At 39.4% G+C, this 327-nt stretch carries 1 pseudogene; it reads right to left on the reverse strand.

The features are described from left to right. A pseudogene (locus ACTHS3_RS17490) lies at positions 1-176 on the reverse strand (arsenate reductase); the annotation flags it as partial. Between the last annotated feature and the right edge of the window lie 151 nt (positions 177-327).

The following is a 327-nucleotide window of genomic DNA, read 5'->3' on the forward strand; positions in this document are numbered from 1 at the left end:
CCTCTTTTATTAAGCAAAATTTCCAAAGCTGCCTGCTCCAGCCAGCCATCAATCAAATCAGGAGTTGGGGCGTTTTTCTTAAAATCTACAAACTCAAACTCAATTCCATTTTCCGCCAACCAACTACGCGCTTTTTTAACCGTATCGCAATTGGGAATACCGTATAGTTTTATCATCTTATTTATCCTTAAGTTTTATTCATGAAATCACAAATTCAGGCCGTCTGAAACCTTTCAGACGGCCTGAATTGAATGCTGCTTATTTCTTAGCAGCTTTCTTCACTTTAATCTTCACGCTTTTGCCTTGAGCGTTATTTTTACGCCCGGC

The sequence above is a fragment of the Neisseria sp. P0009.S007 genome (assembly GCF_051962515.1).